The 13,088-nt window shown below is 62.0% G+C and carries 8 protein-coding genes, 1 tRNA gene, 4 pseudogenes and 1 other annotated feature; of the genes and pseudogenes, 11 read left to right on the top strand and 2 right to left on the bottom strand.

The annotated features are described in order from the left end of the window. Positions 1 to 3: 3 nt before the first annotated feature. Both PX653_RS10455 and PX653_RS10450 read right to left on the bottom strand, forming a co-directional pair. Positions 4 to 495, bottom strand: coding sequence for a peptidylprolyl isomerase (locus tag PX653_RS10455; protein ID WP_277417821.1), 492 nt, complete (start codon positions 493 to 495; stop codon positions 4 to 6). A 69-nt stretch (positions 496 to 564) separates the two neighbouring features. Then, entirely contained in the window at positions 565 to 1,212 is a 648-nt protein-coding gene (locus tag PX653_RS10450) for a peptidylprolyl isomerase (protein ID WP_277417820.1), read from the bottom strand. Positions 1,213 to 1,460: 248 nt separating this feature from the next. Here PX653_RS10450 and cysS point away from each other — a divergent pair, with 248 nt between their 5' ends. From cysS to PX653_RS10400, 11 genes and pseudogenes are all read left to right on the top strand, one after another. Next, positions 1,461 to 2,846 carry a cysteine--tRNA ligase gene (gene cysS / locus PX653_RS10445; protein ID WP_277417819.1) on the top strand — a complete coding sequence of 462 codons (1,386 nt, stop codon included), beginning with the start codon at positions 1,461 to 1,463 and terminating at the stop codon, positions 2,844 to 2,846. After that, a complete protein-coding gene (locus PX653_RS10440) occupies positions 2,846 to 3,508 on the top strand; it encodes a DNA-3-methyladenine glycosylase family protein (RefSeq protein WP_277417818.1) in 663 nt (220 codons plus the stop codon). Before cysS ends, PX653_RS10440 begins: the two co-directional genes overlap by 1 nt. A gap of 135 nt (positions 3,509 to 3,643) precedes the next feature. Beyond that, positions 3,644 to 4,618 (top strand): acetyl-CoA carboxylase carboxyltransferase subunit alpha, encoded by a 975-nt coding sequence (locus PX653_RS10435; RefSeq protein WP_277417817.1) that lies wholly within the window; start codon positions 3,644 to 3,646, stop codon positions 4,616 to 4,618. 96 nt (positions 4,619 to 4,714) lie between these two features. Beyond that, on the top strand, positions 4,715 to 6,076 hold the full coding sequence (gene tilS, locus PX653_RS10430) for a tRNA lysidine(34) synthetase TilS (protein ID WP_277417816.1): 1,362 nt from the start codon (positions 4,715 to 4,717) through the stop codon (positions 6,074 to 6,076). A gap of 138 nt (positions 6,077 to 6,214) precedes the next feature. Beyond that, positions 6,215 to 7,462, top strand: coding sequence for an aspartate kinase (locus PX653_RS10425; protein WP_277417815.1), 1,248 nt, complete (start codon positions 6,215 to 6,217; stop codon positions 7,460 to 7,462). 118 nt (positions 7,463 to 7,580) lie between these two features. Continuing rightward, positions 7,581 to 7,673 (top strand) — tRNA-Ser (locus tag PX653_RS10420). 996 nt (positions 7,674 to 8,669) lie between these two features. Then, positions 8,670 to 9,815: pseudogene (locus PX653_RS10415) on the top strand (IS3 family transposase). Continuing rightward, positions 8,948 to 9,064: a sequence feature (AL1L pseudoknot), on the top strand. (Overlaps the previous pseudogene by 117 nt.) 526 nt (positions 9,816 to 10,341) lie before the next feature. Next, positions 10,342 to 10,470 carry a GIY-YIG nuclease family protein gene (locus PX653_RS28360; RefSeq protein WP_371876439.1) on the top strand — a complete coding sequence of 43 codons (129 nt, stop codon included), beginning with the start codon at positions 10,342 to 10,344 and terminating at the stop codon, positions 10,468 to 10,470. A gap of 22 nt (positions 10,471 to 10,492) precedes the next feature. Beyond that, positions 10,493 to 11,448, top strand: a pseudogene (locus tag PX653_RS10410) (IS3 family transposase); the annotation flags it as partial. A gap of 62 nt (positions 11,449 to 11,510) precedes the next feature. After that, a pseudogene (locus PX653_RS10405) lies at positions 11,511 to 12,682 on the top strand (IS3 family transposase); the annotation flags it as partial. Positions 12,683 to 12,852: 170 nt separating this feature from the next. After that, positions 12,853 to 13,068 (top strand): annotated as a pseudogene (locus tag PX653_RS10400) (IS3 family transposase); the annotation flags it as partial. Positions 13,069 to 13,088 lie beyond the last annotated feature (20 nt).

Genomic DNA, 13,088 nt, shown 5'->3' with positions numbered 1-13,088 from the left:
AAATTACGCCGCTTCGATCTTTTCGATGATCACGTCTTCCACCGGCACGTCGGCGAACATGCCGCTGCGGGTGGTCTTGACCTTGCGGATCTCGTCGACGACTTCGGTGCCTTCGGTGACTTTGCCGAACACGGCGTAGCCCCAGCCGTCCTGGCCCGGGTAGTCGAGGAAGCTGTTGTTCTTGACGTTGATGAAGAACTGGGCGGAAGCGGAGTGCGGTGCCGACGTGCGGGCCATGGCCAGCGTGTACGGTTCGTTCTTCAGGCCGTTCTTGGCTTCGTTTTCCACGGTCTGGTCAGCCGGCTTTTGTTTCATGCCCGGCTCGAAACCGCCGCCCTGGATCATGAACCCGTCGATGACGCGGTGGAAGATGGTGTTGTCGTAGTGACCGGCTTTGACGTAGTTCAGGAAGTTCTCGACGGTCTTCGGCGCTTTCTCGGCGTCCAGCTCGGCAACGATCGTGCCCTTGTTGGTGGTGATGGTGATGGTAGTCATGGTTTTCCTGTGGGTCTTGGTTGGATCAGGGGCCCGCGATAATACAGCAGACGATGGCAAAAGACTATTTTACTGCGCGGCGGCCGGCTGCGCGGGTTCGGCCGGCACTTCCGGCGCGGGCGCGTCCTGCTTCGGCACCTGGATAGGCGTCTTCAGGATCGTCGCCGACTTGACGACGATCGGCGTCACGGGCACGTTCTGGAAGATGGGCGACTTGTCGTCCACCAGCACGCCCTTGATCTTGTCGACCACTTCCTGGCCTTTGACGACCTTGCCGAACACGGTGTAGCCGACGCCGTCGAAGTTGGGGTAATCCAGTCCCTCGTTGTTGGCCACGTTGATGAAGAACTGCGAGGTGGCCGAGTTCGGGTTGTCCATGCGTGCCATCGCGAGCGAGTACGGCTCGTTCCTCAGGCCGTTCTTCGATTCGCTGGGAATGGGCGGGCGGGTCGGCTTCGACTTCAGGTCCTTCGTATAGCCGCCGCCCTGGATCATGAAGCCGTCGATCACGCGGTGGAAGATGGTGTCCTTGTAGAACCCGCTTTTGACGTAGGCGAGGAAGTTGGCCACCGTCTTCGGCGCCTTTTCCTGGTTCAGCTCCAGGACGATTTCGCCCGCCGTCGTCTTCAGCGACACCTGCGGATTGGCCGCCTGGACCGCGCCGGCCAGCAGCAGGGCGATGGCGCCGGCAATGACGGAGAAAGATTTAGCACGCATGTTCTTTTACTTTCCTGAAGGTTGTAGTTTAGGCCAGCGGCATTTTATCAATGCTATACTTGGCGACGGCTTCCATTCTAGACCTTCTGGAATGGAAACAAGAGCAAGACCAAAACGATGAGAAGAGGTCCGTCCATCCCTGGGAGGGTGCCGGGCACTGGCGTCAGGCAGGCGCGGCATCCGTATGCCGGCGCCCGGTCGGCGCTGGTGGGCCGGAACACGGCGGATCACAGCACAATAAGAGTCCGATGAGCAATTTGAAGATCTATAACACGCTGGCGCGCGAGAAGCAGGCATTCGTACCGATCGAACCGGGCAAGGTCCGCATGTATGTGTGCGGCATGACGGTGTACGACTACTGCCACGTGGGCCACGGCCGCATGATGATGGCGTTCGACGTCATCTACCGCTGGCTGAAGGCATCGGGCTACGACGTGCGCTACGTGCGCAACGTGACCGATATCGACGACAAGATCATCCGTCGCGCCGTCGAGAACAACGAGTCGATCTACGCGCTGACGTCGCGCTTCGAACGCTACATGGACGAGGACACGGCCGCGCTGGGCATCCTGCCGCCGACCGACGTGCCGCATGCCACCGAATACGTGCCGCAGATGCTGTCGATCATCGAGCAGCTGGAAGCGAAGGGCCTGGCCTACCAGGGCGAGGACGGCGACGTCAACTACGCCGTGCGCGGCTTTGAAGGCTACGGCAAGCTGTCCGGCAAGTCGCTGGACGACCTGCGCGCCGGCGAGCGCGTCGATGTCAACACGGGCAAGCGCGACCCGCTCGACTTCGTGCTGTGGAAAGCCTCGAAGGAATCCGAGCCCGCGGAAGTCAAATGGGATTCGAAGTGGGGCCAGGGCCGGCCGGGCTGGCACATCGAGTGCTCCGCCATGTGCCTGGGCACGCTGGGCGAGCAGTTCGACATCCACGGCGGCGGCGCCGACCTGCAGTTCCCGCACCACGAGAACGAGATCGCCCAGTCCGAGGGCGCGTTCGGCCACCCGATGGCCAACTACTGGCTGCACAACGGCTTCATCCGCGTCGACAACGAGAAGATGTCCAAATCGCTGGGCAACTTCTTCACGATCCGCGACGTGCTGCAGAAGTTCGATGCCGAAGTCGTGCGCTTCTTCATCCTGCGCGCGCACTACCGCAGCCCGCTGAACTACTCGGATGCGCACCTGGAAGACGCGCGCGGCGCGCTCACGCGCCTGTACACGGCGCTCGATGGCGTCGAGGGCGACGGCCAGCCGCTGGACTGGAACGAGGACAACGCGAAGAAGTTCGCCGAAGCGATGGACGACGATTTCAATACGCCGATCGCCGTCTCCGTGCTGTTCGACCTGGCCTCCGAAGTCAATAAATCGAAGTCGCCCGTGGCGGTGCGCCAGCTGAAGGGCCTGGCCGGCGTCATCGGCCTCCTGGAACGCAGCCCGCAGGAATTCCTGCAGGCCGGCGTGGTGGATGCCATCGGCGAGGCGATCGTCCTGGAAGCCATCGCCGCGCGTGCCGCGGCCAAGAAGGCGCGCGACTTCGCCCAGTCCGACAAGATTCGCGCCGACCTGCTGGCGCAAGGCATCGTCCTCGAGGACAAGCCGGACGGCACGACGAACTGGCGCCGCGCATAATGGTGCTGCAGTCCAGGGACAAGACGGATGCCGGCGGCCGGCAGATGGCGGTGCCGCCCTATTGGGAGGAGGCCAAGGCCGAACTGATGCGGCGCGACCGCATCATGAACAAGCTGATTCCCCAGTTCGGCGACCTGCACCTGGTCGGGCACGACGACCCGTTCACGACCCTGGCCCGTTCGATCGTCAACCAGCAGGTGACGCCCAAGGCCGCCAACGCGGCCTGGCAGAAGCTGCTGGACGCCTGCCCGAAATTCACGCCGGCCCTCGTCATCAAGGCGGGCGCCGCGCAGCTGGCCGCCTGCGGCCTGTCCAAGCGCAAGACGGAGTACATCCTCGACCTGGCCGACAACTTCAAGGCCAAGAAGGTGCACGCCGGCGAGTGGCACCAGATGGAAGACGAGGCCGTCATCGCGGAACTCGTGCAGATCCGCGGCATCACGCGCTGGACGGCCGAGATGTTCCTGATCTTTAACCTGCTGCGGCCGAACGTGCTGCCGCTGGACGACCCGCGCCTGATCGCGGGCATCAGCCATAACTATTTCTCCGGCGAGCCCGTCTCGCGCAGCGATGCACGCGAGGTGGCGGCCAACTGGGAGCCGTTCCGCACGGTCGCCACGTGGTACCTGTGGCGCAGCCTCGACCCGGTGCCGCCGCCGTGATGCGCGCCCTCATGCGCGCAGTGATCGCGCAGTGAGCGCGCAGTGATCAATACCTTAGTCCGGTAAAATAATCAAACGAACCCACGCAGCCTGGCCCAGTGCCGCAGCACGGGGATTCCTACTCTCGGAGGACCAATGACCAAAACTACTTTCCTCAATTTTGAACAGCCGATCGCGGAACTGGATTCCAAAATTGAAGAGCTGCGTTTCGTCCAGGACGATTCCGCCGTCGACATCTCGGAAGAGATCGACCGCCTGGCCAAGAAGAGCCAGCAACTGACGAAGGACATCTACGCCAAGCTGACGCCATGGCAGGTCGCGCAGATCGCGCGCCACCCGCAGCGGCCGTACACGATGGACTACGTCAACGAGATCTTCACCGACTTCCACGAGCTGCATGGCGACCGCACCTATGCGGACGACCAGTCAATCGTCGGCGGCCTGGCCCGTTTCAACGGCCAGCCCTGCATGGTCATCGGCCACCAGAAGGGCCGCGACACGAAGGAGCGCGCGATGCGCAACTTCGGCATGCCGAAGCCGGAAGGCTACCGCAAGGCCATGCGCCTGATGAAGGTGGCCGAGAAGTTCAACCTGCCGATCTTCACGTTCGTCGATACGCCCGGCGCATTCCCCGGCATCGACGCGGAAGAGCGCGGCCAGTCCGAAGCCATCGGCCACAACCTGTACGTGATGGCCGAACTGAAGGTACCGCTGATCGCCACCATCATCGGCGAAGGCGGCTCCGGCGGCGCGCTGGCGATCGCCGTGGGCGACGCCGTGCTGATGCTGCAGTACGCCACGTACTCCGTGATCTCGCCGGAAGGCTGTGCGTCGATCCTGTGGAAGACATCCGAGCGCGCCGCCGAGGCGGCCGAGGCGCTGGGCCTGACGGCGCACCGCCTGAAGGCGATGGGCCTGATCGACAAGATCGTCACCGAACCGCTGGGTGGCGCCCACCGCGATCCGAAGGAGATGGCGCGCCTGCTCAAGCGCGCGCTGGCCGACTCGCTGCGCCAGTTCCAGGGCATGAAGACGAAGGAGCTGCTGGATAACCGCCACAAGAAGCTGCTCAGCTACGGCAAGTTCAAGGAAACCACGCCGCAGGAATAATCCGCCACCGGCAGCAACCCCTGGGGACAGGCACCTGCCTGCGAGCGCTGGCGCTCGCAGGCAGGTGCCTGTCCCCGGTTCTTTTCAGGCTCACGTATGAAGTCCTCGCTCCACACCATTTTCGCCGGCGCCATCGCCGCGCTTCCGGCCGCCGGGCCACTCGCTGTCGCTTACAGCGGCGGCCTCGATTCCACCGTCCTGCTGCACCTGGCGCACGCCTTGCAACGGCCGCTGTATGCGTTCCACATCCATCACGGACTTAGTCCCAACGCCGATGCGTGGGAAGCCCATTGCGCGGCCGAGTGCGCGCGCCTGGGCGTCTCGTTCGTCGCCCGCCGCGTCAGCGTGGCCGCCGGCAAGGACGGCACGGAAGCGTCCGCACGCAAGGCCCGCTATGCCGCGCTGGGGGAGCTGTGCCGCGAACATGGCGTGGCGACCTTGCTGACGGCCCACCACCTGGACGACCAGGCCGAGACCATCCTGCTGCAACTGGCGCGCGGGGCCGGGCCGGCGGGGTTGTCCGGCATGGATGCCTGCAGCACGGCGCCCGCGCTGCTCGGCAGCGGCGAGGTGATGCTGGCACGCCCGCTGCTTCAGGCGTCGCGCCAGCAGCTGGCAGGGCACGTGCGCGAGCATGGCCTGGTCCATATCGACGACGAATCGAACGACGACACCCGCCATGCCCGCAACGCGCTGCGCCACACCGTGATGCCGGCGCTGGCGGCGGCGTTCCCCGGCTACCAGCAGCGCTTCGCGCGCAGTGCGGCGCACGCGCAATCGGCCCAGCGCTTGCTGACACAGCTGGCCCGGCAGGACCTGCAGGCGTGCGAGCGCGATGGCGGCCTCGACGTCGAGGCCCTGCGCGCACTCGACGAAGACCGCCGCAACAACCTGCTGCGCCACTGGTTCGGGGTATGCGGCATCCGCATTCCATCGGCGAGCTGGCTGGCCGAGATGACGGCGCAACTGCTCGAAGCCCGCGAGGACGCCAACCTGCTGGTGACGCACCCGGACCGTGAAGTGCGGCGCTACCGTGGCCGCCTGTACCTGGCACCGAAGCAGCGCGCCCTGGCGGGCACGCGCGAGGACATCTTCGAAGAGGCCCCGTTCCAGCATTTCCGTTGGCAGGGCGAGGTGTCGATCGCATTTCCCGACTATGGCGGCACCTTGCATTTCGACCGGGCGGAGCAGGGCTGCGCGCCCGAATGGCTGCAGGAACAGCTGCTGACGATCTCGTTCCGCCGTGGCGGCGAACGCTTGAAACCGGCGCACAATCGGCCCACGCGCGGCCTGAAGCAGCACTACCAGGCGCTCGACATCCCGGCCTGGGACCGCACGCGCTTGCCGGTGGTCGGGATCCCCGGGCAGTTGCTGTATGCGGCGGGTGTCGGCATGGACTGCCACAAGATTGTGCAGGGCCGCAATGATTGCGTGATAATGCGTTGGGTGGCGGAATAATCTTTGGCGGCGCGGCCGTTTTTCGCATGAGCTTATGTCTGAACTGTATGAGGCTGTTAACCTTTTGACTTGTCCTTTTGCAGCGCAGCATGTAGAGTTAGGGACTCCCTTACTTCAACCGAGTGGAAAACGCAAGTTATGGCTTTAATCGTTCACAAATACGGCGGTACGTCGATGGGCTCGACGGACCGTATCAAGAACGTCGCGCGCCGGGTCGCCAAATGGCACGACGCGGGGCACCAGATCGTCGTGGTACCGTCCGCGATGTCCGGCGAGACGAACCGCCTGATCGCGCTGGCCAAGGAAATCCAGAATCCGCCCGACCCGCGCGAGCTGGACATGATCGCCTCCACGGGCGAGCAGGTTTCCGTCGGCCTGCTGTCGATGGCGCTGCAGGCAATCGGCAAGGACGCCGTGTCCTACGCCGGCTGGCAGGTGGGCATTAAAACCGACTCCGCGTTTACCAAGGCCCGCATCCAGTCGATCGACGACGCGCGCGTGCGCAAGGATCTCGAAGCCGGCAAGATTGTCGTCATCACGGGCTTCCAGGGCGTCGACGAGAACGACAACATCGCCACGCTGGGCCGCGGCGGTTCCGACACGTCGGCCGTGGCGATCGCCGCCGCGCTGAAGGCGGACGAATGCCTGATCTACACCGACGTGGATGGCGTCTACACGACCGACCCGCGCGTGGTCTCGGAAGCGCGCCGCCTGAAGGCGATCACGTTCGAGGAGATGCTGGAACTGGCATCGCTGGGATCGAAAGTCCTGCAGACCCGCTCGGTGGAATTCGCCGGCAACTACCGCGTGCCGACGCGCGTGCTGTCGTCGCTGACCGACCCCCTGATGGACCTGGCCGAGGAAGCCAGCTCGGGAACCCTGATTTCGTTTGAGGAAGACACCAATATGGAACAAGCAGTCATCTCCGGCATCGCCTTCAACCGCGACGAAGCCAAAATCTCCGTCATGGGCGTGGCCGACCGTCCGGGCGTGGCGTACCACATCCTCGGCCCGGTCGCGGAAGCGAACATCGAAGTGGACATGATCATCCAGAACCAGTCGGTGGAAGGCAAGACCGACTTCACGTTCACGGTCTCGCGCAACGACTACAACAAGGCCCTGGAAGCGCTCAACGCGCAGAAGGAAGAAATCGGCTTCGCCACGCTGATCGGCGACGCCAAGGTCTCGAAGATCTCGGTCGTCGGCGTGGGCATGCGCAGCCACGTGGGCGTGGCCTCCGACATGTTCCGCACGCTGGCGGAAGAGGGCATCAACATCATGATGATCTCGACGTCGGAGATCAAGATTTCCGTCCTGATCGACGAGAAGTACATGGAACTGGCCGTACGCGCGCTGCACAAGGCGTTCGAACTGGAAAAAGAGTAAATATTTCAGAAAAAACCGCCCGATTTCCTTGACCAAAGTGGTCCTGGCAATTACTATGGCGGTCGTCTGATGTGACGCAGAAATGCAGAGCGAAAGACGATAGTTGAGCGATCGACTAGGAGACGTGGCCGAGTGGCCGAAGGCACTTCCCTGCTAAGGAAGCATACGGGCAAAACCTGTATCGTGGGTTCGAATCCCACCGTCTCCGCCAGAACAAATAAAAAAGCCTCCCCTGCGGAGGCTTTTTTATTTGTCTGGACGGCAGGCGGTGGATTCGAGGACCCTGCGCCTACCGGCGCGGGGGCTCTGGCGAATCGCCCATCTGCTGGCGCTACGCGGCGGCGTCGCGCGCGGAGGGCGCGCGACGTAACCCGCTTCACCGCGCGAGACGAGCGCGCAAGCGCGAGGCTCTCGCAACGCGCGCAGCGCCCGCACGCGGCCTCGCAAGGTGCGGCCCCCTCCGCACGCTGCACCGCGGGCATAGCGGCCAAGTTCGAGAAACAGGAATACACCGACGGTGGACCTAAGTAGTCTGCCGGCAAACACCAGGAGCACAAAACAATGCGTAGCAAATCCACGAAATTGTCAGTCGCAGGAAACACTGTTCAAGTTGTTGCCGCCTATCGTGCTGTGGCTAACAGGTGAGGGAATCGGCTATCCGCTATGGGACCGTGAGGTCATTCAAAGCGGGAGCCCGGATGTGTTAGCGGCGATGCTCATTACGATAGTCGTGTTGGCAAGATTCGCCGCAGGGATCTGGTTGATATTGGCGGTTATTTTGCTTCGGCAGGGACCTCATGAAAGAACGCCGATGTGGATGAAGTGTCCCAGGTGAGCGGTCGGGACAGGATCGCAACTCAAGAGGAGATCGGCGCAGTGGGCCGTCAGGCATTCTGTATAGTCCCTGGCATTGCGCGATTTCGCAAAAGCTGGAAGACACTACGGTATGCCTGCAGCTGGCGGCAAATCGGTGCGTCATCATGCTCGGCGAGCACATCATATAGCGATCGCTCAACTATCAAATTAGTGCCGCACACAGAATTTCCGACAGGCCCACAGGGTCGTGCAAGGTAGCAATGCTCTTCTGTGTGCAGCTTCTTCGCGCGAGCGCGAGCGAAATCAGGGGCTCACGCATGAAACCCCAGACCCATGTATCTGAATCGCCCCGGGTTTTTGTAGAGGTCCCATTGTTTGAGAGAATGGAGCCATGAAGAAGCAACTCAAATACTCCCCTGAAGTCATCGAGCGCGCCGTGCGCGTGGTTGGCGAAGCGGCCAGCGAGTACAGCTCACAGTGGGCAGCGATCGAATCGATAGCGGCCAAGGCCGGCTGCACACCAGAAACGCTGCGCCGCTGGGTGCGGCAGCAGGAGCGCGACACCGGCCAGCGCCCAGGCCCGAGCAGCGCTGAAGAAGAGCGCATCAAGGCACTGGAGCGAGAAAACCGTGAGCTGCGCAAGACAAACGAGATCCTGCGTCTGGCGAGTGCATTTTTCGCCCAGGCGGAGCTCGACCGCCGCTTCAAGCCTTGAGGGTATTCATCGATCAGTACCGCCACACATACGGCGTCCAGTCGATCTGTCAGGTAATGCAGATTGCGCCGTCCGGCTACTGGCATGCGCGGCACAACAACGTAATCCGGCCTTGCGCTGCGCACGAGCCCGGCGTGATGACGTGTTGAGTACCGAGATCGAACGGGTATGGCAGGCAAATCTGCAGGTCTACGGAGCTGACAAAGTCTGGCGCCAACTGCGCCGTGAGGGAACCGATGTGGCCCGCCGCACACTGGAGCGCTTGATGCGCAAGGCCGGCCTGCGCGGCGTCATGCGCGGCAAGGTTGCATGCACAACGGTTGCCGATACCAAAGCGCCGCGACGTGGCAGGGCTTCGTCTACGTCGCCTGAGTCATCGACGTCTTCGCCCGACGCATCGTCGGCTGGCGAGCGAATAGCTCGATGCGTACTGACTTCGTGCTCGACGCCCTGGAACAGGCGCTGTACGACCGTCAGTCAGAGCGCAATGATGCCCTGGTCCATCACAGCGACAGGGGATCTCAATACGTCAGCGTTCGGTACAGCGAACGTCTCGCAGAGGCCGGCGTAGAGCCGTCTGTGGGCAGTAAGGACGACAGTTTCGATAACGCCCTGGCTGAGACGATCAACGGTTTGTACAAGGCGGAACTGATCCATCGTCGTGCCCCCTGGAAGACGCACGAGGCCGTCAAACTGGCAACCTTTGAATGGGTAGCCTGGTTCAACCATCATCGTCTGCTCGAACCACTGGGCTATATACCGCCGGCAGAAGCTGAGGCAAACTATTATGCGCAACTGAGCAGTCAAGCCACTCCGGCCTGACTCACACCAACCGGCCTCCACGAAAGCCGGGCCGATTCAGGACGGCGACACATGGGCACTGGAGAATGCCATCGAAAAACTGGAAGAGGAAGCGCGCAAGGCTTCTTCAGCCTACCCCTCGGAAAAGGCCCAGCAGCACCTGTAGCCCGCCACGAGCGGGCAGCGGCATTGAGAGGGGCGGCGCGGTGCTGGCCCAGCGAACGAATGCGACACATGAATACGAACGAACAGCAGTGCGTTGGTTCCATCCGTCTGGTGTACGCGGACACGACGAGCAACCGGGCCATCACGCTGGGGCGCCGCCGGCTTCATCAGCCGCCAGGAGGATGATGCGGCGCGGGAGAATATTCCAGCGTATGCTGGTGCAATCAACCTAGTCGCGGATCGTCTGGACACCAACGGCGACCTCATTGACAAAGCCGGTGTTCATTCAACGTGCGAGGTGCTGATGGGTGCTCGGATCGACCAACTTATCGCTGCTAGCCGCCCTGAGCTGGCCAGTTCGTAACTGGAACAGGATTCGCGAATGGCGGCGTGGACCTATTTGCTAGTGTGTGCAGAGGGCTTGACCTACCTTGGGGCAACGACAAACCTGAAGCGTAGGCTTCATGCTCACTGGGGTACCCTGACTTTTTCGGACACTCCTGTTTGGTAGACTTCACCAACTGGAGAAACTTATGGCACGCTCAAAATCATACACCCCGGAGCTTCGTGAAGAAGCGGTAAAACTGGTCCTGACACAGGGTCTGACGCTGGAGGACGCGGCGTTACGGCTCATGATTCCCAAGGGAACCTTGGCCAATTGGGTAGCTGCAGCGAGGGGTGGCACCTCATCCAAAGTGGCTCCCGGCAGCCGCTCCGTGCCCGAACTTGAGGCCGAAGTTACCAAGCTGCGCAAGGAGCTTGCTGAGGCCCGCATGGAGCGCGATATCGTAAAAAAGGCGGCAGCGTACTTTGCGCGGGAGTCGCTGCCAAGTACGCGGTCATGAAGACATTGCGACTCGAATATTCACTAAGCGCGCTCTGCCGCGTCTTCGACGTGTCGCGCAGCGGGTTCTATGCTTGGACTCACGGGCAGCCGTCGAAACGTGCGCAGGAGGACGCGCGCCTGAAGGTCGCCATCGAGGCGGTTCATACGCAGAGCCGGCAGACATATGGGCCACTTCGGATGCAGCCGGAACTGGCCGCACAAGGCTTTCCTGCTGGCCGTGACCGCATCGTCCGGCTACGACGTGAGCTTGCCCTGCGCTGTAAGCAGAAGCGAAAATTCAAGGCCACCACCAACTCGAACCATGAGCTGCCGGTGGCCGAGAATCTGTTGAATCAGACCTTCGCACCAACCCGCCCGAACGAAGCCTGGGTAACCGACATCACGTATGTCGCCACAGGCGAAGGCTGGCTCTACCTGGCCGGCATCAAAGACGTCTTTACATGCGAACTGGTGGGCTATTCGATGGGTGCGCGCATGACGCAAACGCTGACCGCACAGGCCCTTTGGAAAGCCGTGCGCAACAAGCGCCCGGCGCCGGGATTGATTCACCACTCCGACCGTGGGAGCCAGTATTGCGCTCACGACTATCAAAAGCTCGTCAAGCAGTTTGGCATGCAACCGTCCATGTCGCGCAGGGGGAACTATAGTGGATCCACGATTTGAGACGGTGGTTTAAGCTGTTGTCCGCGAAAGGATGACAGACTATGAGTGAAGGTAAAAAACGCAGGGTGCACAGCGCCGACTTCAAGAGCAAGGTGGGCTTAGAGGCAGTGCGCGGAGTGAAGACGGTGACGGAAATCGCACAGGAATTCGGCGTGCATCCCGTGCTGGTCGGGCAGTGGAAAAAGGAGATTCTGGAGAACGCTGGGGCGCTGTTCGATACCAAGCGTGGCCCGAAGCCGGTCGATGAAACGAGCCCGGAGGATAAGCTGTACAGCGAGATCGGCCGGCTCAAGATGGAAGTGGATTGGCTTAAAAAAAAGCTGGGGGAATGAGCCGCGAAGAGCGCCTGGGCTGGATCGAACCGGAGCACGCCGAGATGCCGATAACGCGCCAGTGCGAACTTGCCGATGTACCACGCGCGACGGTATACCGGCGGCTGGAAGCGGCATCGCGACAGCGGTGCGAGGACGAAAAAGATCTGAAGCTGCGCGCGCTGATCGACGAGGAATATACCAGCAGACCGTTCTACGGCAGCCGGCGCATGGTAGTGTTTCTGCGTGAGCGCGGCCATGTGGTGAACCGCAAGCGTGTGCAGCGGCTGATGCGGGAAATGGGCTTGGCAGGCATGGCGCCGGGGCCGGCGACGAGCAAGCCGCATCCGCAGCACAAGGTGTATCCCTACCTGCTGCGCGGTGTGGCGGTAACGCGCCCTAACCAGGTGTGGTCTACAGACGTGACCTATATCCGGCTCGCGCGTGGCTTTGCCTATCTGGTGGCGATTATCGACTGGTACTCGCGGCGCGTGCTGGCCTGGCGAATCAGCAACAGCATGGATGCGTCGTTCTGCGTGGACTGCCTGGAGGAAGCGCTGCGTGTGCACGGCAAGCCCGACGTGTTCAACAGCGACCAGGGATCGCAGTTTACGAGCACGGCATTCAGCGGCGTGCTCAAACGTGAAGGCGTAGCCATCAGCATGGACGGACGCGGTCGAGCGTTGGACAACATCTTTGTCGAGCGGCTGTGGCGCAGCGTGAAATACGAAGACATATACCTCAAGGGGTACGGAAACATGGCCGAGCTGACGCTCGGCCTGGCTCAGTACTTCGTGTTTTACAACGGCACACGTCCGCACCAGTCTCTGGGATACCGTACGCCTGCCGATGTCTACCGCAGCGGCAGCGGTGGGGGCGCGCTGATCGTGGATAAGTACGGCCAGACCAGCATAGCCGAGGCTGTGGAGCCGTGCCGGGAGCAGCCACTGGAAGATACCCCTCTCCAGCGGCCCGGTGAGAGAATTACGGGGCAGCGCCGAGCAGCTGCAAAAATGAAGACAGACCAGCTTAAATTATCGGCCTCAGTGTCTTGACGAAGGGGTCCACTTTAAACTGCTACGACAACGCGCCTATGGAAAGCTTCTGGGGCAGTCTGAAAAATGAGCTGGTGCACCATCAACGATATGCAACCCGCGCCGATGCGAAGGCCGCGATACAGGAGTACATCGAAAGCTTTTATAACCGCCAGCGACGCCACTCGCGTCTTGGCAATGTAGCGCCAGCGTTGTTTGCCGAGGAATTCAGCAAACGGCTGCAGGCGGTTTGAAACAAGAGTGTCCGCTATTG

The organism is Pseudoduganella chitinolytica, assembly GCF_029028125.1.
Lineage (GTDB): Bacteria > Pseudomonadota > Gammaproteobacteria > Burkholderiales > Burkholderiaceae_D > Rugamonas > Rugamonas chitinolytica.
This window is presented reverse-complemented; position numbering and strand designations above follow the sequence as displayed.